The organism is Trichocoleus sp. FACHB-6 (assembly GCF_014695815.1).
GTDB lineage: Bacteria > Cyanobacteriota > Cyanobacteriia > Cyanobacteriales > FACHB-T130 > Funiculus > Funiculus sociatus.
In genome coordinates this window covers 40,618-59,869 of sequence record NZ_JACJOY010000094.1, presented here as the reverse complement: position 1 = coordinate 59,869, position 19,252 = coordinate 40,618, and the positions used below count along the sequence as shown (strand labels likewise).

Here is a 19,252-nt window from a genome sequence, read left to right as displayed (position 1 = left end):
ATGAAAATACGGTTCAGTTAGGGGGGAAAGATCAAAGTAAGCGTAGGGTAGTTTTAGGCTAAGCGTTACCAATACAATAAGCATTTGTATGGGTTCCGTATGTGCTGAAACTAACCTACAATTATTGTTAGCTAAAGCTGTATACAAGCGAGCAATCGCATTTTCCAGAAAATTTAAAAGCTCTGTTAGCCAGCTAATTGAAATGTTATATCTTCCCTGTAAAAACTTTTTCGGCTGGGCCAGTCATGTAAACTCGCTGGTCTTGTTCTGCCCATTCGATTTTTAAACAACCGCCGGGTAGTTCCACCGTAGCAACGCGATCGCATTTCTGTGCCAATACCCCAGCCACCACCACAGCACAAGCACCCGTACCGCAAGCTAAAGTTATCCCAGCACCTCTTTCCCACACCCGCATTTTCAGATAATCTGGGCGCACCACTTGAATAAACTCGGTATTGGTACGCTTGGGGAAAACTGGGTGATGTTCAAACTCAGAACCTATGCTTTCCAACTCGATAGCAGCGACATCCTCCACAAATGTGATGCAGTGGGGATTGCCCATGCTAACACAAGTTACTAACCAAGACTTTCCAGCAACTTCCAAAGGTTCATTTATCGCTTTCTTGTCTGGTGCTACTAGCGTCGTGAGAATTTCTGCTGCAAGTAGTCGCGGCATTCCCATATCGACTGTAACTTGACCATCCGGCTTAATTTGCGGTGTCATGACACCAGCCAGTGTGTGGATGCGATATTGACCCTCTTGGCTAGATGTTCCCTCCAAATCGGCGATAAATTTGGCTAAACAGCGAATACCATTGCCGCACATCTCCGGTTCTGAACCATCGGAGTTGAATATTCGCATCGTGTAGTCGGTGCCATCTTGTCCGGGGAGGGCGAAAATCACACCATCTGCACCGATACCGAAGTGGCGATCGCATAACTTGACAGCATCCTCTGGTGTCAGACAGGGTTCGTCTGTGCCACGATTATCAACCAGGATGAAATCATTCCCCAGTCCCTGATATTTAGTAAACTCGATATTCATAGCAGCAATTACCACTTAACGGTCTTCAATTAGCATAAACTATGTAATGGGTGATGGAAAAGTTAGGAGTTATCAGGTTTCGATTAATAACTCTTAATTCCTAATTTTTTAAAATTACCAATTATCAAGGATATATTTTATGGCTGCTGAACTGGAAACTGGATTACCGAGTATTCGCCTACTCCAAACATTTGTTAAAGAAGGAAAAGAAGTCGAGATAAAGCTGCTTACAAACGATGTTTTAGGTGGGAAAATTCGCTGGCTGGATCAGAACTGTATTTGTTTGATGGAGCAATCAAATCAGCCCACAATAGTTTGGCTGCAAGCGATCGCATATGTGAAGCCGAAGTCCTGAAGAGTGTTGAGTGTTGCGTTGTTTTCCCAATTCAACACTCAACACTTTTTAAAGTTCCTGCTGATTATCAGATGTAAGCAATTCTTGGAAAGCTTCGTTCACAGGCACTTGGATTACAGGAACCTCCACAACACGAGAATCCTCTGACGGTGGGGAGAGCCACTCCTGCACTTGATTTAGAGGATAACTGCCGCCGCACAAAAGTAGCTGATCGCTTACCAACAGCTGGGTGTCGCCGCCAGGAAACCGGATGAACTTCCCATCGCGCCGAATTGCTTGCACTTGTACCCCGTACTGGCGGCGCATATGTAACTGGGAGAGAGTTTTCCCAGCAACCGGACTATCCTCTGGAACTAACAACCACTGACAGGGAGCATTTTCACTAGGAATTGCCACTTTACCCTTTGCCAGTTGATCGAAGGCAGCTTGTTCATTTGATTCTCCCACCACCAACAAGCGATCGCCTTCTTCCAAAGTTGTTTGGATATCTGGATAATCTATTTCTTCCCCGCCACTGCGACGAATTGCCACCAGAGAGACACCAGTCAAACGGCGTAAATCAGTCTCCTCCAGCGTCATCCCGATTAAAGGAGAACCAGGAGGGAGAGGATACCACTTGCTATTCATTTGGGCAGCAGCAACCTCCAAGTCGCGGGCAATTTCCGAAGGCGATCGCTCTGGGCGCAGCGCCAGATAATGACTATTGCGGATTTGCTGCATTTCCTTCTGAATTGTCCATGAAGGCAAGCCATTACCAGCTAAAAGATGCGAAGCCAGTTCCAAAGAAGCTTCAAACTCAGGTTGCACCACCTCCCGCGCTCCCAGTTGGTAAAGCAGTTCGATATCTTTATTGTGGTTGGCGCGGACAACGATATCCAACTCAGGAGCCAATTCTAAGGCGCGTTTCAGGCAAAGACGGGTAGCCATCGGATCGGGCATAGCGATCGCCATCCCCGTCGCCTTACCTACCCCAGCAGCTTCCAAAACATGCAAAGAAGCCCCATTGCCATAAACATAGGAAACCCCCGCCTCTCTCATTTGCTGAATCTTACTTTCAGACTGATCGATAACCACAACTGGATACTTGTGTTCCTGCAACAGTTTCACCAGATTTCGTCCGACTCGCCCATAGCCACAAACCACCACATGATTTTGCAAAGGCAAATCGCAAGCAACTTCCAACGGGGCATCTGCTGTGTCTAAAAACGACTTCAGCCAAGGCAACTCCAACAATTTTGGCACCAGGCGCAGCACAAAAGGCGTAAGTACCAACGTTACAGCAGTTGTACCCAAAATCAGTAAGTAAATTCGGCGAGAAACCAATCCCAGTGCTTGCCCTTCACTCGCCAGCACAAACGAGAATTCCCCAATCTGCGCTAATCCCAACCCAACAATTAAAGCCGTTTTCAAAGGATATCCAAACGCTCTCACGATTGGTGTCACAATCAAAAACTTGCCCACAAAAACCAAACAGACTAGCCCCAAAATTAACTCCAGATTTTCCCAGAGAAAAACCGGGTCGATCAGCATCCCAATCGCGGCAAAAAATAAAGCTGCAAAAACATCCCGCAGCGGTTCCACATAAGTCAGAGTTTGGTCGGCATATTCCACCTCCGAAATCATTAACCCGGCGACAAATGCCCCCATCTCAATCGAAAGACCCATATACTCTGTGAGCAACGCAATGCCCAAACACAGCGCCACCACGCCCAGTAGAAACAGCTCCCGGCTTTCCGTTTTAGCCAGCAAACGCAGCAAAGGCGGAATTAGCCAAATACCAACAGCCACAGCCCCCGCAGCAAATAGCCCAATCTGCAAAAGCGCTAAAGCGATCGCTTTGCCAATTGCTTCCGGGGGTTTGTCCAGCGCTGGTAACACCGCCAGCATCAATCCCAGCGCCAAATCCTGCACCACCAGAATCCCCAGCATCACCTGAGCATGAGGCGTTGCCGTCTCGTTGCGCTCCATCAGACACTTGAGGACAACAGCGGTGGAAGACAGAGACAGAATCGCCCCTAGGAAGACACCCTTGGCTGGTAAAGTACCCCAAGCCCCAGTTACGCCACATACCACAACTGTGACTAGAATAGTCAGGGCGATTTGTAACCCGCCCCCTCCCAGAGCAATTTTTTGAACTTTTTTCAGTTCCGTAAAGGAAAACTCGACTCCCAGCGCGAACAACAAAAAGGCAACGCCAAACTGAGCCAGCGTTTCTATCTGAATCAACTCTTTAATTAGTTTCAATCCAGCTGGGCCAACAACCATCCCGCCCAGAATATAGCCCAGCAAAGCAGGTTGACGGCATAAGGCTGCCACCAGCCCCCCAGCCGCAGCTGCCGCGAGAACCGTCACTAAGTCAACAATCAGTCTAAAATCTTCTTGCACAAGTTTCTTTTATAAAAAAACTATGAAGGTATATAAACTTTAGGATACAGAGTTTTAAGGGCTGTGCAGATCCCTTTGACTAAAGGTCATCTGCCTTCAGTAGGAAATACGGACACTACTTAGTCTGCCTTTTCTCCTTCCCAGGTCACAAAAAGGAATGCTCAGAATCAGGCTCCTGCCTCATCTGTTCCTTGGCTTTATTCGCCGTTGGGGAAGACTGGAGCCTTTGCTAATCGCGTTCGGAGGCTCTTAACGAGTAGAAGAATATGGGAAACACTTGAGACAGGGTGATAGTCTATCCGCTAGTACAAAAAACATATAGATGTTTTGTAAACAATCCTGTGGGAGTAATTGCCTGTGATGTCGAAGAATCTGCTAAAATTTCGCCCTGACCTACAGCAACTCAGTTCTACACTTTTTTCTCTGAAAGTCAAAAGTACAAAGAAAGAATTTTTTCTTTTGCCGGTTGCTTTTTGCCTTTTTACTTTGCCAGCGCGAGCCTTGCAGGTTCAGGTGACACCCACTAATCCCCAGTTGGGAGATACTCTTTCAGTGGTAATTCAAAAAGATGCAGCAGACTCGCAAAGTCCCACGGTGTCTCTGAAACAGCAGAATTACTCAACGTTTTCTATCGGTCAAAATCGTTTTCGAGCTTTGCTACCAACGACACCTTTAGATAAGCCAGGAAAGTTGGTAATTCGGGTGGCGGGTGATGGGGAAGTCCGGGAAATTCCGATTGTTTTGCGATCGCGCTCTTTTCCAGTGCAACGGATTACTCTACCCCCTGGAAAAGCTGGACAGGGAGCAACGCAATATGAACTAGATCGGGTAGCGGCTTTTAAAAAGTTAGTGACACCCCAAAAGTTCTGGAATGGCCCCTTCCTGAAGCCGAACCGGGGAAGAATCAGCAGCATTTACGGAGTTCGTCGCTACTACAATGGCAAATTTGCCAACGATTACTACCATCGCGGAGTTGACTACGCTGGCGGGTATGGTTCGCCTGTGACAGCGCCAGCAGCAGGACGGGTGGCGTTGGTGGGAAGGGTAAGCCAAGGGTTCCGGGTTCACGGTAATGTAATTGGAGTTGACCACGGGCAAGGTGTCACCAGCATTTTTATGCACCTGAGCCGTATTGATGTTAAGGAAGGGGATATTGTAAAACCTGGTCAGGTAATTGGTGCAATTGGTTCTACGGGCGCTTCAACTGGCCCTCATTTGCACTGGGGATTGTATGTAAATGGCTTATCAGTTGACCCTGGCCCCTGGCGAAATCAAGAATTTCAATGAGGCTTTAGGAAGTTTTGATGTATTTTTTGAAGTTTTGATCTATTTAGTGTTGTATTGAGGTACACATTGTGGCAGGGTTGTCTATGTAAAAAAGGAGGGGGCGTGGCACTTTTAATGTCTTGCAATATCCCTCGCTTGGGGATTGCATATAGCTTTAGCGGCAACGCCAATGTTGAATAGCCTCCAGGGAACAATCTCGAAAATCCCCGTAGGTAAAACACTTCCGGTTTCTTCGCCCGACAAAACTGATTTTCAGGGTAGCTGGTGAGAGGTGCTGTGTCATGCCAAGATATTTTGATGGGGATGAGCGAAGAGACATCTATACAGATTTCAACTTTACTCATGGCTTATAGAGGCGTTTAAAAAAATTGCTTCTACCCAAAGAGAGAAAATCAATTTTTTAGGGAAGCGGCAATCTCAGCCTTGCTTTCCTCGCCAACCAAAGTAGGAGGCAACTAGCCATGTTGCCCGGAGGCGGATTTACTCCGCCTCCGCTGTAAAGGATGGGGTATAAAGCGGGATTTTTAGATGAGTATTGAAAAGATTGTTGAACAAGCCCTACAAGATGGTTATCTGACACCAGCGATGGAGGCAGAGGTAGGACGCATTTGTGACACCGCGTCTGAGCTGTCAATTGAAGAGTACATGGCGCTGGATCGTCTGATGGGGGCGCTGTTGACGGGGGAAGTCGTTGCGGTTCCTCGCAAACAGTTTATCAATGTGATGGAAGAGTTGGTGCTGACGGAAGCGATCGCGCGAGTCGCAGAAATTGAAGCTACTAGCGATCGCGTTTTGGATGTGGGGGATATCGCCGCCTACGCTCTAAATCGTCTACCGCCGCTGTACGCGACGACGGAGGAAGGAGCCAGCTATCAGCGAATGCGAGCAAAAGATGAACTCCAAGAGCTAATTACCCAGCAAGTAAACGAAGCGATCGCTCGTAACTTGGATCGTCCCGAAAACCCAGGACAAGTTATCAGCAAATCTTCTGGGCCGGATGTATTTAAGCAGGTCAGTTCTTTACTACAAACTTACGCTTCCAACTTTGAGCAAAGAGATAAGGATGAAAATGATGAAGAATGAAATCTTCTAAATAAGAGAACGCGGGGAAGAATATCTTAGCTGTGGGATTCACAGTGTTAGCCGGTGGAGCCACCGTAAGGCCAAGAGCCGAGCAGGATGGCGGCGGGTGTAATGAAGCAGGGAAGAAAAACCGCGAGGTTATACAGACTCACAAGCAATGCTAACGTTTCGGGAAATCCCCACTTTCAAAACCGCAGGCTCGTGGAGCTAAGGTTTAAGGTGGGGAGGAGGCCAAACTTCTACCTTCTCAGCGACGAACAATTACAGGCGTTCCTTTACTTATCTGCTGATACATAGCCCGAATATCCTGATTACGCATTCGCACGCAGCCGTGAGAAACAGCTTGCCCTACCAGCTGCTCCTGGTTGGTGCCGTGGAACCCGATTTGATGTCGTCCATCCGACCAAAAGCTAATCCAGCGATCGCCTAAAGGATTATTCTTCGCCCCAGCGGGGAAGACTTCCCCGGTGATGGGTTGACTCCAAGCTGGATTTTTGTTCATTTTTAGAACTTGAAATGAACCGATGGGAGTTTCCCAACCCGACTGTCCCACAGCTACCGGGTAGGTGGCGAAAAGCTGATTGTCTAGGTAAACATAGACAACGCGATCGCTCAAATCGACAATCAAACGCGATCGCCCAAGGTATTCTGACGTTGATGGCGATAAAGCAGCCCCGAAGCTAAAATTTTCCCCAGCAATAACTGGTAATCCTAAGCTGTTGAGCGTCAGCTTTGAGAAATGCGATCGCCACGAAACTGACAACAGCACAAAAGCTGTCCCAAAACAAATCAGCATCAAATTTCGAGACAGTGGCTCATTTCTTGACATAGCGCTTTTCGCTACGAGTTGCTACCTAATTACCTTATAACCTTCTTCTTTTAGCATACGCCTATCAATATTAGGCTTCGCGCAATTGGCGGAAAGCTAAATGACCCTACACAAACCAACCCTCATCCACCCAGGCTTGATATAGTAAAGTCCCCTCACCATCAGGACTTCCTTAAATAAAAGCTCTCAACTTGCGTCCTCTTCCAGAAGAATAGAGGTTGGCTTTTAAGGGAATTCAGTCGTTGGGGACTTTGCCAGCAGTTTATTGAGCCAAGGAAATTTTTCCTGATGGGATTTTATTAGTTGCGAAGAATAGTAATAACTCCCCACTCTCTGCTACTGCTATTCGCTACATTGGTGTGAGAGCGCAAAAATTGCGTTCCATCTAATTGGGAACATTGCACAAGTGGCAGCGTCTTGGGGAGTAAGGCTGTTTTAACCCCCATTTCATCCATGAGTCAATCGATTCCTGCAACCTGGTCAACGGCTGAAGTAACGGTTCAGGTGCAACCTGAAAAACTCTCAAACTACGATTTAATTTTACGCTGTCAGGCCGATCTGCGTCCCGATCGCGCTGCCTTTGCAGAGCTGTTGCGTCGCTATCAGTCTCATGTCGAGAAAATTTTGTACCACCTGGCTCCAGATTGGCAGGATCGGGCAGATTTAGCACAAGAAGTTTGGATTCGGGTTTACCGCAATATCAAACGTTTGCAGGAACCAGTCAAGTTCCGGGGATGGTTGAGCCGCATAGCCACCAACCTGTTTTACGATGAGCTGCGTAAACGCAAACGGGTTTCTAATCCGCTGTCGCTGGATGCTCCTCGCATGATGGATGACGGTGAAATGGATTGGGAAATTGCCTCAGACAATCCAAGTCCCGACGAAGATATGACGACGCGGGAATTCTACGAACAGCTGCATGAAGCGATCGCTGATCTGCCAGAGGTTTTCCGTACTACCATCGTCCTTAGAGAAATCGAAGGTATGGCATACGAAGAAATTGCTGAAATTACTGGCGTTTCTTTGGGAACTGTGAAGTCTAGAATTGCTAGAGCCAGACAGCGGCTGCAATCTCAGTTGCAAAACTATCTAGATGGGCGCTAGCCTTTTCAAGGTGAAATTAATTTTCAGCTTTTAGGTGGATTTGCCCTCCCCAGAAAGTCAATTATGCTCAAAGCAGTAGAATGGTGTTCTTTAGATTGTTGAAGTGGTTCTGCTGTAAGGAATTTACCCTAATCATCGGGTGAAGAAAGTTTGATATCTACTTGCTGCTATAACCGCCAAAAACTCCCAAAGAGCTAAGTTGAACCCCAACCAAGCTACTCCGGACGGCTTAAGTAAATTCCCTACCACTCACTTACGTGCTGATTGTTGACAGGACAGTTACAATCTTAGACGAGATACGAGTATCTACCATATACTGATAGTGGCAAAAATTTGTGAGAGCTGTAGTTTCCAATTGTGTGATTTGCTGGTGACGTAAACATGACCCCTGACTTTAATACTCATAAGGATGCTGGACTGCGATGCCCAGCGGACGCACAGACCTCGAAGGAAATGGATATTTTGCAGCGCGATCGCTTTGAATTGCTCAGTGCCTACTTAGACGGTGAAGTAACTGCTGCGGAACGCAAACAAGTTCAGGAATGGCTGAAAACTGACCCGACAGTGCAGTGCTTGTACACCAGATTAGTGACGTTACGTCAAGGGTTACAAACCCTGCCAGTTCCTGAGTCTGGGCAATCCACAGAACAGGCAGTAAATGAAGTTTTCGCTTCGATCAACCGCCGCAGATTTCAAAAATTTGCTGGATGGAGTGGTGCAGCGATCGCAGCTTTGTTTGTTGGCGCTTTCTCAGGCATTCTCCCCGGCAATTACTCCTTGAGTCCGCAGATGGCTCAATCTCCCATAGCACCGCAGCCTTCAGAGCCTTTGATGGTTGCTCTGAATCGCCCTGCCATAGAGATTCCCAAAGCAGCAGTAGCGAGTCCAGAACACTCTCTCAACCAACTGCTAAACTCTGCCGAAGATACACAAAATCAAAGTTATTAATTTACATTCTTAACCCCTCAATTGACCTTTGGAGTTGGGGGATGAAACGCTCAATCAATTCACAGTTAACCTCTTTCCCACCCCTGTCCACCTAACCCTAGCCCTCTGAGAGGAGGGTTAGGTGGACAGGGGCTTTAACTTATTTGCACTTCAGGGTTTTATCCTTTCCAGTAACCACACGGCAGAGCAACACCCCCGTAGCGTCTAACTTGCTCTGGTGTCATCAAATAAACCCACGCCGTCCCTAGCGATCGCGCATCTAAATCATACGTCTGGATTTCGTGCCGATTATATAAATTTTGTGCCGCTTTCCGCTCTGGATTGTAATCTTCCAATTCATCCAAATTCAGTAAAACTGCTGAATCGGCGAAAGACAGCAAAAAGCCGTGAACTTTCCCGTCGCCTGTAGTCATGGCGGGATAACCTAATTTTAGGGCGAAGAGTTTACCGTGCGCGATCGCGCTTGTCTCCTCCACCACCTTACCCGCACAATAACGTTGATAATTCGACCCCCCAGGCTTGAGAGTGCCGTAAACGAATACTTTTACCATCAAGAATCCTCAATAGTAATCTCCTCGTCTTTTATTGTAGAAAATAAGTCATTAAATAATTGAGCGGGTTTTCCTACATCTTCTAATGCTAACATCTGTGCTTTTTTTTCTTGATGTTTGGGCATAGAGCAGGAATAATTTTTAATTATTAATTCTCTTCCCTTAGCCGCTTTTTTTTGTTTATAATTATTCATTCCATACTGTACCTGGAATTCTATAATCTCAGCAAAACTAAATAAGTTTCTAATTTCTGGACAATCATCGTAAGTTATCAACCATCTGTGCTGGCATTTTTTCATGTCATCGGCAAATCTTTCATGATCGAAGTTTGTATGTAAGTCACCTTTAACCCCATAAAGTTTCGACTTAGCCGGTTGATAATAGGGCGGATCGAGAAACACAAATACATTTTCTCCTTCTTCTACCAACAGACGCTCGTAATCCCCCTGAGTAATAGTAACTCCTGATAGATAGATAGATACATTTTTTAATCTATCAATAGATGATTGAGTAAATCGTTTTTCAAATGCCTGTTGGGAATAACCGCCGGAATCCATCACCCCCGAAAAAGTGATCCGATTCATAATAAAAAAACGGACTGCTCTATCAAATTCACAACATATATTGTCTTTATTATTCAAATAATTATATAATTCTCTTCCACAGCTATAATCATTTTTTAATTTAGCGATCGCTGTAACTAAATTGTCTATATCATCTCTTGCGTACTTCCAAAATAGATACAAGTCCAAGTTAATATCGTTAATCCAATATTTATTTACTTGTCTATCAAATACACTTTTCACAGCGAAAAAAACTGAACCACCCCCTATGAATGGTTCTCTAAAGTCAGATACATTTAGAGGCACATAAGGCAATAAATACTGCACAACCTTTGATTTGCCGCCAGGGTATCTTAAAGGACTTTTTATAATTTTACTCATTGCTAGTAATTATGATGTTGAATTTAGGATTTTGTATTGTTTCCTGGTATAGTAACTCAACCAGTTGCCTTTGGGTTTTGCTAAAGGTGTTATTTTGACAAAATGCTTCTATTGTAGAAAAATCACTTTGTAAATTTAGAGAACCTTTAACACTTCCGGTAATTTTTAAGCGAGTGGTAAATTTAACTTCTGCATTATCTAAAAATAAAGATTCTAAATTACTGAAAAGCATCAGCTTAAATAAGCCATCTTTAATATCGTCTACAGAGGGCAGTTTTTTATTATTAACGTTTTTTGACTCCTGTATAATAAATGTATCTCCTTCTTTGTAAATCTCATCAGCCGTTAGATGATAAACTCCTCCTAAATAATTTGACAGAAAAAATATTCCTTTATACCCATCAGCCAAATGCTCAAATTTATGGGTAGTCCTTGATTCGCGGTGAGCAGCCTCAAGGGATCTAGTTAAAGTATATTTTTTGAATTGTTCTATATTAAAATAGCCATTATTCTTAAATTTTTCAAGTATTTCAAGATGTTTTGACCGTGGGTGTAATTTTACCTTCTGAGTCATTTCTATGCTTTCATAGCTGTTGACAGCGTTTAAGTAGACCGTTGCAAAATCTCTTTCAAAATGAGTAATATTCCAATGTAAAGCTGTCGATTGATAATGGCTGATTTCTAAAATCTTTTGATTTATATAATTATTATCAAATTTTTGGTTTGTAATTTTATCGGGAGAATTTTGCACTCTATCAGCTTGCTCATACCAAGCCAGAATAATATACACATTCAGCAAATTCATCCAAGATAATGTAATAAAATTAATCCTATCATTATTTCGGGTACCAGCTCCCTCATCCTTAATTACAGGAATAACTGTTACTTTCTTAGAATTAAGATTATAAGTATTGTAAATTCTAGCAAATGGATATGTCCTAGTTCTTTTAGGAGATTTCCATTTAGAAAAAGCAATAGTATTTTGAGGAGTATCTAAAGTTATGATACCAAATGGTTTTGAAGAATTTATATTAAAGTTATTTATATTATAAGTGTCAATTCTACGAGGGATGAGGCATGGTGTATAAACAATATCTCTTATAAAACCAGTGAAATTAAGTATATCCATAGCTTGTCATAATCAGAGATAGGAAACTTAAGGAGAATAGCAGAAAGACTGAATAGCAGTAACCAGGAGAGATGCAAGCATCAGGGTAACAGTATATGCCACAATAGCGAAACAGAAGCGATCGCTAAGTGAGTTAGGAGTTTTCGTTGTGGAGTCCCGATACAACCCAGCAGCAATAGAGGAAAAGTGGCAACAGACTTGGATAGAACAAGGCTTAGATAAAACCCCCTCCTTAGACAGCAGCAAGCCGAAATTCTACGCCCTGTCCATGTTCCCGTATCCATCGGGCAGCCTGCACATGGGACACGTCCGCAACTACACCATCACAGACGTGATTGCCCGACTCAAGCGGATGCAAGGGTATCGCGTACTCCATCCGATGGGTTGGGATGCCTTTGGTTTGCCAGCGGAAAATGCCGCCATTGACCGGGGCGTTCCTCCGGCAGAGTGGACTTATCAAAATATTGCTCAGATGCGGCGTCAGTTGCAGCAGTTGGGGCTTTCTATAGACTGGAGTCGCGAAGTAACCACTTGTTCTCCCGACTATTACAAGTGGACGCAGTGGATTTTCTTGCAATTTTTCTCTCGCGGACTAGCTTATCAGAAAGAATCCGCCGTCAACTGGGATCCCATCGACCAGACAGTATTGGCAAACGAGCAAGTTGATAACGAAGGGCGTTCTTGGCGTTCCGGTGCCAAAGTTGAGCGCAAGTTGTTGCGGCAGTGGTTCCTCAAGATTACCGATTATGCCGAGCAATTGCTCAACGATTTGGACAAATTGAACGGATGGCCTGAGCGTGTAAAGTTGATGCAGGCTAACTGGATTGGTAAATCTGTTGGCGCTTACTTAGAATTTCCGATTGTCGGGAAGGATGAAAAAATTGGTGTTTTCACTACCCGTCCCGATACTGTCTATGGTGTTACTTACGTAGTATTGGCACCAGAGCATCCTTTAACTGCCAAGGTTACTACTCCAGAACGGAAAGCGGCTGTAGAAGCGTTTATTCAGGAAGTTTCTAACCAAACTGAGTTGGAACGTACTGCCGAAGATAAGCCAAAGCGCGGTATTCCTACAGGTGGTAAGGCGATTAACCCCTTCACTGGCGAAGAGATTCCGATTTGGATCGCAGATTATGTATTGTACGAGTATGGCACGGGCGCGGTGATGGGCGTACCCGCTCACGATGTTCGGGATTTCAAGTTTGCGAATGGAAACGATTTGCCAATCAACGTGGTAATTGTGCTTGCTGATGCAGCTGATACACCCATAAATTTGAAAGAAGCTTATACCGAGGCGGGAGTTGTAGTTAATTCTGACATCTTCAATGGCATGGATTCAAACGAAGCCAAGTCAGCGATTATTCAATACGCCGAACAACAAGGTTTCGGGAAAGCGCGGATACAGTATCGCTTGCGAGATTGGCTAATTTCCCGACAACGTTACTGGGGTGCGCCTATCCCGGTCATTCACTGTCCCAAGTGCGGTATAGTGCCAGTCCCGGACGAAGACTTACCAGTAGTATTGCCGGAAAATGTAGAATTTACCGGACGCGGTGCTTCTCCTTTGTCTGGGATGGATTGGGTAAACGTGCCTTGTCCGAGTTGCGGAACACAAGCAAAGCGGGAAACAGACACGATGGACACATTTATCGATTCCTCGTGGTATTTCTTGCGCTATCCCGACGCTAATAACAGACAACAGGTATTCGACAAGGCGAAGACAAACGACTGGATGGCTGTAGACCAGTATGTAGGCGGAATTGAACACGCAATTTTGCACTTGCTTTACTCGCGCTTCTTTACTAAAGTGTTGCGAGACTGCGGCTTGCTGAATTTTGACGAACCCTTCGGGCGCTTGCTAACTCAAGGGATGGTTCAAGGTATAACTTACAAAAATCCTGAGACTGGTAAGTATATTCCAGCGGCACAGGTAAAAGACCCGACAGCCCCAAAAGACCCGGAAACGGGTAAACCGTTGGAAGTCTTCTATGAGAAAATGTCGAAGTCGAAGTACAACGGTGTAGATCCGTTGGAAGTTCTCGCCAAGTACGGTGCAGATACGGCGCGGATGTTTACCTTGTTCAAGGCACCTCCGGAAAAAGATTTGGAATGGGATGATGCTGACGTTGAGGGACAATTCCGCTTTTTAAATCGTGTGTGGCGTTTGGTTGCGGAGTTTATCAGCAGTCAGTCGTCTTTACAACAAACAACGGACAACCGACAACTAACAAAACCTGAAAAAGATTTGCGACGAGCAATTCACAATGCTATCCAAGCTGTCACGGAAGATTTAGAGGGCGAATATCAATTCAATACGGCGGTTTCTGAGTTGATGAAGTTAAGTAATGCTCTTAGTGATGCCATCTGCAAAGATTCTCCTGTGTATGCGGAAGGGATAAACACTTTGATTTTGTTAATGGCACCTTTTGCTCCTCACATTGCTGATGAGTTGTGGAATTTAGGTAACACTGAGTCAGTACACTTGCAAACCTGGCCTAAAGTTGACCCCGATGCCTTGGTGGTTGATGAAATTACTCTGGTGATTCAGATTATGGGGAAAACTCGCGGGGCGATTCAAGTGCCTGCTGATGCTAGTCGGGAGGCTTTGGAGAAGTATGCCCGTGAGTCAGAGGTGGCTTTGAAGCATATCCAGGGTAAGGAGATTAAAAAGGTAATTGTGGTGCCTGGAAAGTTGGTTAATTTTGTGGTGGCGTAGGTTTAGGGTGGAGGCACCAGGCTGAGCCTGGGAACGAGAAAAGTTCTCTTCCGACTCATTCCCAGACTGAGTCTGGGAATGAGAATTGCTGATTGACAATAAGTTAAAGCCGTGGTAGAAGGAAGCGTTAACCACTAATATGAAAAGCGATCGCTCTTTCTAAAGCTCTTTGAGATCGATGCCTCGCTCTTGTAACTTAGCCATTAATTCGGCAAGCTGTTGTTCAGCCCTGTCAGCGCGTTGGCGTTCAACTTTAGCTCGTTGGCGCTCCTGTTGAATAACATTCTCTGGTGCCGGGAAACGGTTAGAGTTGGAATCGTACCAGTAGAGCCACTCGCGGCTAAAACCATTTGGATATTAGCAGAGCGCTGGTTATTCGTTCCCAGGCCGCAACCCAGGAACGAGTAACTTAGCGGGAACCGCAGGATTTGCGATCGCGATCTACTTCCGGTTCTTGCCAGGAGAAGGCAAAATGGCTCACTGCGTTAATTTGTGGGGTTCCAGAGCGAATTGCCTGCATCTGCTCTTCTAGCGATGGGCGAGAATTATACGACTTTCCCCAGGCTCCCGCCAATACTGGTTGAACCTGAGTTCCCGGCGGTGCCTGGCTCAAGACTCGCTGAACTTGGGAGACAATGCAGTTGGTGCTGCCGCAGGTTCCGTAGGACATCGGATGCCACTCCATAGAAGCCGGAAACCGATCCCAAGGCTGGATTCTGGAATCATAACCTCCCTGTCCGATGGGTTGGTTCCCCTCTGGAAAAAACACTGCCCCGGTGGTAATTCCTTGCCTAGCCGCAGGCTGGCTGGCTAAATTTATAAAATCCAGAACGCCTTGAGCAGCGTGGGCAACACTCAATTGCCACAGCTCCCATTGCAGCAATGGTTGACGCTGACCAGGGGTGGCTTTCATTTCCTCATCCGGGGGTTTACGTCCCTGCCAAAGCGGCGATCCTTCCTGCGGGTAAAGCTTATCCACCTCGGCAACATCACCTGCACGAATAAAGCCTTTTGTCAAGTAACGCTGAATTAAATCTCGTCCCTTATTGTTAAGAGCGCGTTGATACAAAGCTTCTCGCGCACCGTCTCCATAAATCCACAAGTCTTGGACTTTGGTAACTACAGAGCTGGCACCTGCCTGCCGTGGATACCGAATGTAGTCAAAAAGTACCCCATCCGGACGACGGCGAACCATAGCCTGCACCAGGTCGTAATAATCTCGTTTGGCTAGGGGGTTGTAGGGATCTATGAAGACTTGAGAGCCATCCTCGACAACCAAGGAACTGGTCTGTCCCTTGCCGTCACGAGCTAAAACCTCTTGGCGATCGCTTCGCTGAGAGTAGGAGTAGCCGAAGTTCATGCTAAACATCCAGGCGTAAACTTTCAGCCCCCGCTCATGCCCTTTGTTAATCGCTTGTGCTAATAAGTCAACTTTTTCTGCACCAGGGGTTCGGACTACGGAAGGCCAAGGAGTGCGGTTTTCGGCGACGGGCAACAACACCTGACCATCAGCAAAGGTTTCCACATAAACTTGGTTGTAGCCTCGGTTAACCAGACGATCCATAAGTTCATCGAGGGCACCCTGACGGATATCGCATGGATACAGGCGTAGCCAAATTGCCTGAGTGCGGGGCCAGGTTTGAGAGCGACATTGCTGCAAACGCTCTGCGTGTTTTTTCAAGAGCGCTTTGTAGCGGGTTTGAGCATCTGGGTTTCCCTTTAAGGCTGAGGAGCGCAGGCTTTCTTTTTCTGCGATCGCATCTGCTGATAATTGGCAATATGCCTTTGTTTGAGCTTCGGCTGGCTGTACCAACCACAGATTGACAAGACTACTACTTGTCAGCACTGCCGCGACCAAGCCGCGATAGAGACGCCGCCACTGTTGCGGCAACTTTAGCGATGCCTGAGTCAAGGACTTCCTCCTATACACCAATTTCATTGAACTGTTATATGTGTCTGTTTATCAGACGAAAGGTGGGAAATAAGGTGTCATCATTCCCTTTCACTGAAAAAGCATCATAACAGCACTTTTTGATTGACTTTATACAGATTTTGGAAAAGTTTTTCCGAGAAATATAAGCATTTAGTAGATATGCACCTATAAGCAAGCAGCGCTAGCTGCCGCGTCTTAACTGTTTGAAGCACTGCGGCGATCGCTCCAAGCATATAAAGACTCTCATGCTCTCATGCAAAAAAAGAATACTTCATTTTTTCCTTTTGCATGAGAGCCTTTACTTCAAGATCCTCGTCTGAGAGCAGTTTCCACCTGCTGGAACTCTTGCTCTAAGCGATTCTTGAGTTTTTCCGGCAAAGGACGGTTAGGATAAGAACTGTAATGACCGGCGAGGGAGTTCAAAGCGGTTCGCATAGTTGTGAACGAACTCAGCTTGATGACAGAGCTATCCCGCCGATAGCGCGAGGCAAAATCATTAATTGTCTGACGCGCTTGTGCCTGAGCTGCTGCCTTGTCTGGTGTACCTTCTGGTAATTCAATGGCTGTTCTCAAATTTTGCAACAATGCCAATGTATCAGAGCGGTAATCTCCACTCAAGCCGACTGCACTGTTTGAGGAACAGCCCGTCATAGCGATCGCAAAAACTAAAACAATGGCAAGCAGACGTGATAAATAGCGCTTCATAAGTATTTTTCGCCAAACGAGATAGAAAAGCAAAATCAGAGTTAATCCTATCCCGAATTGGGGCCATTAAAATTTTAGATTTGAGATTTGTACTCTGGTTGTACTGATTTACACAAGCGGCTAATGCCATAACTGTGAGGTGAGCCGTAAAGTCAACAGCTCCATCAACCCTAGCGGCGATACACTAACTGCTATGCCTCGCGGTATTTTCAGATCCAGTTACGAGCATCAACAATTCTTAAACCTATGCAAGATTAGGACATACTTAAGAGTTACGCACTGTACAAATTCACGATTCTGTGCATTAACATAAATATATCATTTTAGGCTTTTTTCAATCATCCTTTGAGCGGTAGCGATCATCAAAAAATAAACTTTGAATTCCTGAAATTCATATCTCATATTTGGGATTTTCTGTCAATGCGTAAGTCCTAGTGTTTGTTTTTTAAAATATTTTCAGTCAAAGCATCCCAAAAGCTGCATATTTTTTTTATGCTCTCTGTTAGCAATTGATGCTTTGACAGCAGTATTAGAGTTCTCCAGAAATTCAAATTTAGCTTTTGGAGATGTCTATTATATCTGAGAAATTACAAAACACCTTAACATCAATTCTCTGTAAGCTTCATTGATTTAATTTTTCCTAAACTTGCTTGGGAAATCCTATTTTCTGTTAGTCTTGGTTCTAAAATCACTTTAATTTTTTCATAGTTGCTCCTCTAAAATCCTGGTTTGATAAGCTTTTGCTCCATAACTGTCACATTCCCAAGTTTGCCACCTACTATTAGGCTTATGCCGTTTTACGGAACAATCCTACAAAATACTTATCATGCAAGCTCTGTAATCCAAAGGAAATTCCCACAATTAACGGTATTCCAATAATTGTTGCAATTCCTAAATTTACATAGGGATTATCTAATGCCAATATTTCTTTATGAATCTTGCCTAGGAAATACCACACAGGTCGATGAAACAGAAACATACAGTATGAAGAATAGGCAACTAACTCTATTGCTTGCGACATCTTCTTTGATTTGATACTTTTGGCTACTGCATCAGAAATCTGATATATAAAGAGCGAAAACGAAATTGAAAGAACAGTAATTAAAAGATGGCGTTGAAGCAAATTAATTTTATACAGTCCAAAAGTATCTTCCAAATGATACATGAAGATAAAAATGCTTACAAAAGATAAAGGGATTACAAACTTTATCTTTTGCCATATTTTTTGCTGAAATAAATTAGTTTCTGCACATAAAGTACCGAAAAAGAAAACCCAGTAGTAGTTAGCCAACCTGACATCTGTTAATCCATAATATCTTCCTAAGAACAAAATTAGAAGCGGAAGAATAACTACAATAGCTATCTTGTATAATAAATTTAATGTTCTATTTTTTACCAACGCAAAGGCTAGGTAATAAACCATAATTAATCCCACAAACCACAAGGTTTTTAGAATTGGAAAATGTGATACAAAAATGAGCTGTAGGGCAATAGTATGGATCGCGATTTCGATAAGACTGTCTGGTTTATCAATGTAAAAAAATAAAATTAATGCTAAATAGTAAAGAGGTAAAATTCTCAAAAGCTTGTTGCTCAGAAAGTTTTTTGAATCTTTGAAGCCGGAAAAGTTTATATTTTTACGATTGAGTAAATATCCCGATAAGAACAAAAACATTCCAAGTCCAAGATGGGGATTTAGCTCGTGCCAAGGAGATAAATCAAGAGCAATCCCAAAATATTGAAGGTTGTAAAAATTGAATGAGTAATCAGTTAAGTGGTGAAACAAAATGATAAAGATAGCAATAACCCTCATTAAATCGAACGTTAGTAATCGCTTTGTCATCAGGACTCAGCCTTTTTAAGAGCTAGTTTTTTGTTTACTTAAGATTATCTTGAAGATTATTGAATTTAGAATCAGTAAATACTCGTAATTTTTAGAATAGAATAAGGGTCATCAATCAAATCTACGTAAAATTACTTAAAGTTGATATACTTTATGGAATTTGTAGGGAATTAACAAACCCCTAAAAATAATATTACCTATTTTTATTTATTATTTGTTTAAAATAAAATTTTATGTTTTTCAACAAATCTTATAGATAGGGCGGTTGAAAAAATTTTAACGGTATAAATAACAAAAAATAGTGTTTTAGAGGTGTCGCACTTATGCTGATTTTATATCCGGTACTTACTAATTACATATGCCTTGTGGTAAACGGAACCTTACCCTAATAATCC

The 19,252-nt window shown here is 44.2% G+C and carries 14 protein-coding genes and 1 pseudogene; 6 read left to right on the top strand and 9 right to left on the bottom strand.

Features of this window, described 5'->3' with window-relative positions:
- Positions 1-205: 205 nt before the first annotated feature.
- The gene (dapF, locus tag H6F66_RS18165; RefSeq protein WP_190423925.1) at positions 206-1,045 is read right to left on the bottom strand and encodes a diaminopimelate epimerase; all 840 of its coding nucleotides are present in this window, start codon (positions 1,043-1,045) and stop codon (positions 206-208) included.
- 139 nt (positions 1,046-1,184) lie between these two features.
- Here dapF and H6F66_RS18160 point away from each other — a divergent pair, with 139 nt between their 5' ends.
- Positions 1,185-1,400 (top strand): RNA chaperone Hfq, encoded by a 216-nt coding sequence (locus tag H6F66_RS18160; RefSeq protein ID WP_190423867.1) that lies wholly within the window; start codon positions 1,185-1,187, stop codon positions 1,398-1,400.
- A gap of 48 nt (positions 1,401-1,448) precedes the next feature.
- Here H6F66_RS18160 and H6F66_RS18155 read toward each other — a convergent pair whose 3' ends face one another.
- Entirely contained in the window at positions 1,449-3,785 is a 2,337-nt protein-coding gene (locus H6F66_RS18155) for a cation:proton antiporter (RefSeq protein WP_190423865.1), read from the bottom strand.
- A gap of 360 nt (positions 3,786-4,145) precedes the next feature.
- Between H6F66_RS18155 and H6F66_RS18150 the strand changes: the two genes are divergently transcribed.
- On the top strand, positions 4,146-5,072 hold the full coding sequence (locus H6F66_RS18150) for a M23 family metallopeptidase (protein ID WP_190423863.1): 927 nt from the start codon (positions 4,146-4,148) through the stop codon (positions 5,070-5,072).
- A 528-nt stretch (positions 5,073-5,600) separates the two neighbouring features.
- Positions 5,601-6,155 (top strand): late competence development ComFB family protein, encoded by a 555-nt coding sequence (locus H6F66_RS18145; protein ID WP_190423861.1) that lies wholly within the window; start codon positions 5,601-5,603, stop codon positions 6,153-6,155.
- A gap of 247 nt (positions 6,156-6,402) precedes the next feature.
- Here H6F66_RS18145 and H6F66_RS18140 read toward each other — a convergent pair whose 3' ends face one another.
- Positions 6,403-6,984, bottom strand: coding sequence for a L,D-transpeptidase (locus H6F66_RS18140; RefSeq protein WP_242018994.1), 582 nt, complete (start codon positions 6,982-6,984; stop codon positions 6,403-6,405).
- Between the two features lie 453 nt (positions 6,985-7,437).
- On the opposite strand from H6F66_RS18140, the gene H6F66_RS18135 reads away from it, so the two are divergent.
- Entirely contained in the window at positions 7,438-8,088 is a 651-nt protein-coding gene (locus tag H6F66_RS18135) for a sigma-70 family RNA polymerase sigma factor (protein WP_190423859.1), read from the top strand.
- 381 nt (positions 8,089-8,469) lie between these two features.
- Positions 8,470-9,036 (top strand): Fis family transcriptional regulator, encoded by a 567-nt coding sequence (locus H6F66_RS18130; protein ID WP_190423857.1) that lies wholly within the window; start codon positions 8,470-8,472, stop codon positions 9,034-9,036.
- A 158-nt stretch (positions 9,037-9,194) separates the two neighbouring features.
- Here the strand turns inward: H6F66_RS18130 and H6F66_RS18125 are convergent, their stop codons facing one another.
- From H6F66_RS18125 to H6F66_RS18115, 3 genes and pseudogenes are all read right to left on the bottom strand, one after another.
- On the bottom strand, positions 9,195-9,587 hold the full coding sequence (locus tag H6F66_RS18125; RefSeq protein ID WP_190423854.1) for a gamma-glutamylcyclotransferase: 393 nt from the start codon (positions 9,585-9,587) through the stop codon (positions 9,195-9,197).
- A gap of 134 nt (positions 9,588-9,721) precedes the next feature.
- Positions 9,722-10,531, bottom strand: a pseudogene (locus H6F66_RS18120) (DNA adenine methylase); the annotation flags it as partial.
- Positions 10,524-11,660, bottom strand: a complete 1,137-nt coding sequence (locus tag H6F66_RS18115; RefSeq protein ID WP_190423850.1) for a hypothetical protein — start codon at positions 11,658-11,660, stop codon at positions 10,524-10,526. The gene H6F66_RS18115 and the pseudogene H6F66_RS18120, both read right to left, overlap by 8 nt.
- Before the next feature lie 148 nt (positions 11,661-11,808).
- Between H6F66_RS18115 and leuS the strand changes: the two genes are divergently transcribed.
- Positions 11,809-14,376 carry a leucine--tRNA ligase gene (leuS, locus tag H6F66_RS18110; protein ID WP_190423848.1) on the top strand — a complete coding sequence of 856 codons (2,568 nt, stop codon included), beginning with the start codon at positions 11,809-11,811 and terminating at the stop codon, positions 14,374-14,376.
- Positions 14,377-14,785: 409 nt separating this feature from the next.
- Here the strand turns inward: leuS and H6F66_RS18105 are convergent, their stop codons facing one another.
- From H6F66_RS18105 to H6F66_RS18095, 3 genes are all read right to left on the bottom strand, one after another.
- Positions 14,786-16,288 carry a family 10 glycosylhydrolase gene (locus H6F66_RS18105; protein WP_242018993.1) on the bottom strand — a complete coding sequence of 501 codons (1,503 nt, stop codon included), beginning with the start codon at positions 16,286-16,288 and terminating at the stop codon, positions 14,786-14,788.
- Between the two features lie 324 nt (positions 16,289-16,612).
- The gene (gene psb27 / locus H6F66_RS18100; protein WP_190423844.1) at positions 16,613-17,014 is read right to left on the bottom strand and encodes a photosystem II protein Psb27; all 402 of its coding nucleotides are present in this window, start codon (positions 17,012-17,014) and stop codon (positions 16,613-16,615) included.
- 787 nt (positions 17,015-17,801) lie between these two features.
- Positions 17,802-18,857: an acyltransferase gene (locus tag H6F66_RS18095; protein ID WP_190423842.1), complete on the bottom strand. Its 1,056-nt coding sequence runs from the start codon at positions 18,855-18,857 to the stop codon at positions 17,802-17,804.
- Positions 18,858-19,252 lie beyond the last annotated feature (395 nt).